We start from the raw sequence: 3,414 nt of genomic DNA, 5'->3' as shown, positions 1-3,414 counted from the left end.
ATCTGGCAGCCTGAGTTCACAGATAAAACACTCTCCAGGAAACCCGGAGCGGTTCAGTTAATGACGCTGATTTCTTGTTGGGACATTTACGTGTACTCCTTTTGTTTGCACCCTGAAGTCGCACCCCACTGACCTACTCAAGCCCCCACGTAAAGGGAGACCAGCAGGCAACAGGACGCAAACAGAATGACTTGAGGTAATTGGGGTTAGTGGTCTGCGATGACCATAGAGATGAAGGTTCGACAGCATGTCCGAGCGTGTGTGGTGATAGACTTAAGTCACGAGACCAAAGAACACACAGGCTGACCAGAGGCTGTCTTGCCTCAGGCTGGTGGCTAGCTTGCTAGCGTGGACCACGGTTTCTCGCTTGCCGTCTCTCAGGAGGTCAGAGGCGAGATATGGTCCCTATAGTGATAGTTTAGTCAAACAGGAATGAACTTCGGAGAACTTGACGCGAAAGTGTTCAGTACTTCCAGTAAGACCCGAAGCATGGAGACCACATCATAGCGACCATAATTTTACTTCGGGTTGGCGGGAGTGGAGGCTGGACTTAAAGTTCTTCTTATTGGAATTGTGATAACACAATCCATAACAAGATAAACTCATGGTCTCCTCCAGCCTGCTGGTCAAGACTCAAAGCTCCAACCTCAGACACCACTGATCTAACCTCTTTGAGTTTCCGCCTGTCCACAAATGGATGGCAGACCTCAGTAATGGTGTCTTGGTTCTTCAGTTATCCGCGCAGCGATTATCACAGAGCCAACTTAAAGTCGGATGTGGTCTACTGCTCCCCGCCTGTCAAAAGGGAAGATAGCTTACGTTAAAAGGAATGGTCTCAGGCCAAGGTGATTTAACACTAGGCGTCTGCGGATGGTTTCCAATCGGTCCGCTACCGGAAGCCTGAGACTTAATGAATGTGTGTATGGGTCGTGACTGCTATTAAGGTGGGGACTTAGGGTCTCTCCCCTATAGTGATAGTTAAGGGTCCATTCCTCTATAGTGAGGTGTATTATCGCTCAAGCACTGGGCCACATTGACACACCACTGACGCCAAAAGCTAACATCAGACTTCTGCGCTCGGCTGCTGGAAGGTAACCTTCAGAAGGCCTGTAACCATTATCAGAAATCTCATGGTCAATATGCTTTGCCATTTCAATGTATTTTGCAAGGCGCTCAACAGTTAATCCCCGAAATTGTTCAGAGTTTACCGCCAGGACACTTTTTGCAATATCGTCTTGGTTATCCAAATGATCCGCCGAGAAATTAAAGCTCGAAGTATACGAATCGCCGTGAGCAATAGCGTCTCTTACCTCAAGACACTCTTTGATAATTTGGTAAGGTTTTGTCCCCATATAATTGTTTATACCGCACAATTTTAACGTATTCTTGTGCATTGTCTTTCTGCACTCTTTCTGCGTCTTATCGTAGCCGGGGTCAACCTGTTTTCTATAGAAGATGAACATTGCCTCAATAGCAAAAGCAGTAAATATTATACCTGTGCGGCAATGATGCTCACGTTGCCAATCTTCCGAAGCCATTCCAGCCAGCCCCAAACAAGTTTCAGCAGTATTCATACATTCATATGAAGGCTTATTTTCTTTGCTAACTAAAAATTCTTTGACCATTACGTCCTCACATTCCGCTATCCCTATGCGATTACTTTCCGTCTATTTTTTTTACTGACAATGACTCCGCTAATTTTTCTTTCAGCGTTTCCACCTCGACCTCTTTCGCGTAACGGTCGTAAGTTATAGACCCTGAGCTATGACCCATAATCGCCTGAGCATACGCTAACTCGACCCCATGTTGTTTTAACTGGGTCGCAACTGTATGTCTAAACGAGTGAAAAGCTAAGCCGCTACGGTCAGCGAGGACTTTGGGCAGCAACGTTCGGTTAAACCACTTGCTAACCTGCTCACCGTAGCCGTTCTTCATTAGCTTGAGGCCATTGAACACCATAGCATTATCACCCTCAGTCTTTCTACGGTCTTCCACGAGTGACATAAAGTCAGCCAATACAAAACCATAAGCACCATCTACCAACGGGACACAGCGGTCACTGTGGGCGTTCTTGATACTCTTACCCGGCAGGCTGCTATCGTCTTCGTTGATATGGATAAAAACGGTCCCAGCCTCAGTGGTCCTGACATCTTTAACCTGAAGTTGGGCCACCTCGTTAAGTCTCGCACCTGTAATCGCAGCCAGAGCGGTGACGTAATAATGGTATGGCTTACCTGAGGTCTTCTGCGAGTACGCTTTAGCTGCGACCAGTAGTTGCCCTACCTGCTCAGGACTGAACGCATCACGAGCGTCGGAGGCTTTACGCTGAGGGACTTTCAGCTCAAGACCTTCGGTCAGGTTCTTAGCTATCAAGTCGTTGCGTACCGCCCACTTAAACACAGCAGCCATCTTGATAAGATATTTATTGTTAATGGTAACGACGTCCAGACAGTCAGTCTTAGACTCCCGGTTCAGCAAGTCAGACAGCGGCATAGACTTAAAGCGTTGCTTGCGGTTCTTCGGTAGCTGCTGGAGGACTTCACGAACTCTGAGCATATCTGCACGGGTCGCCTTGCCGACATCCTGAATATCCAGATAGTCGAATATCTCGATTAGCGTAGAGTGTGACGCTCGGTTTTCGCTTAGGGTCGCTGGCTTCCAGTTCTGGGCGTTCTCCTGCTCGTACTGCTCAATGAGAGACGCGAGGGTCAGTGCTTTAGGTTCAGGGACTTCAGGTTCCGCCAATACAGATAGGGAGACGGACGGTCTTAGACTGCCAGTCTCAGGCTCAAGGTAAGACAATAGGCCAGAGCTATCGCCATTGAGTCTATCCTGACAGGCCTTAAGCACACCGATAACGTCATTAATATAGCGATGCTGGTCTACAGTCAGACGCTCGGTCGCTACAGCTTCCCGAAGTTTGGACTTAATGTCATCGTACTGGTCAACGTAAAGCTGGTAGGACTCCGGGTCGTTCAGGTCATCACGGCTGACACTAAGTTCCCACTCGACAATGGTCTTCAGGTGCTCCCGTAGCTCCTCATAAGAGGCGTTAGGGTTGTCTGCATGGATTGCTTTAAGTGCTGACTTGATGTGCCGTGAGTGAGCCATAGCGGTACGTCTATCCTTGGTCCGTAAAGATACTGACGCTAGTTTATAACGGTTGTGAGAAGGAAGCGAAGCGGTCAGGCGACTAGTGGTCTTCATCCTAAGACGGATGTAAAAGACACCATTACGCTGATAAAGGTAGGTTCTTGACTTGAGCATGTACTGAGACCTTAGGTCTGCTCACTACTTCAACAAAGTTAGTCACAGTGTTGGTTACAGTGAGTAAAACTATCGGAAGGCGTTAAGCCGTATCCCTTAGGATTCAGTAAGTTAGTAGACTTTAAGAAGTGTCATGGAGCGGGCGAA

Annotated in this window: 2 protein-coding genes; both read right to left on the bottom strand. The window is 47.9% G+C overall.

The window, feature by feature from the left end; genetic code table 11:
* Window positions 1-1,016 precede the first annotated feature (1,016 nt).
* On the bottom strand, window positions 1,017-1,625 hold the full coding sequence (locus ACUU1I_RS20030; protein WP_000237836.1) for a hypothetical protein: 609 nt from the start codon (window positions 1,623-1,625) through the stop codon (window positions 1,017-1,019).
* 31 nt (window positions 1,626-1,656) lie between these two features.
* Window positions 1,657-3,267, bottom strand: a complete 1,611-nt coding sequence (locus tag ACUU1I_RS20025) for a site-specific integrase (protein WP_000920418.1) — start codon at window positions 3,265-3,267, stop codon at window positions 1,657-1,659.
* Between the last annotated feature and the right edge of the window lie 147 nt (window positions 3,268-3,414).

Source organism: Shigella sp. SIG3, assembly GCF_053555855.1.
This window is presented reverse-complemented; position numbering and strand designations above follow the sequence as displayed.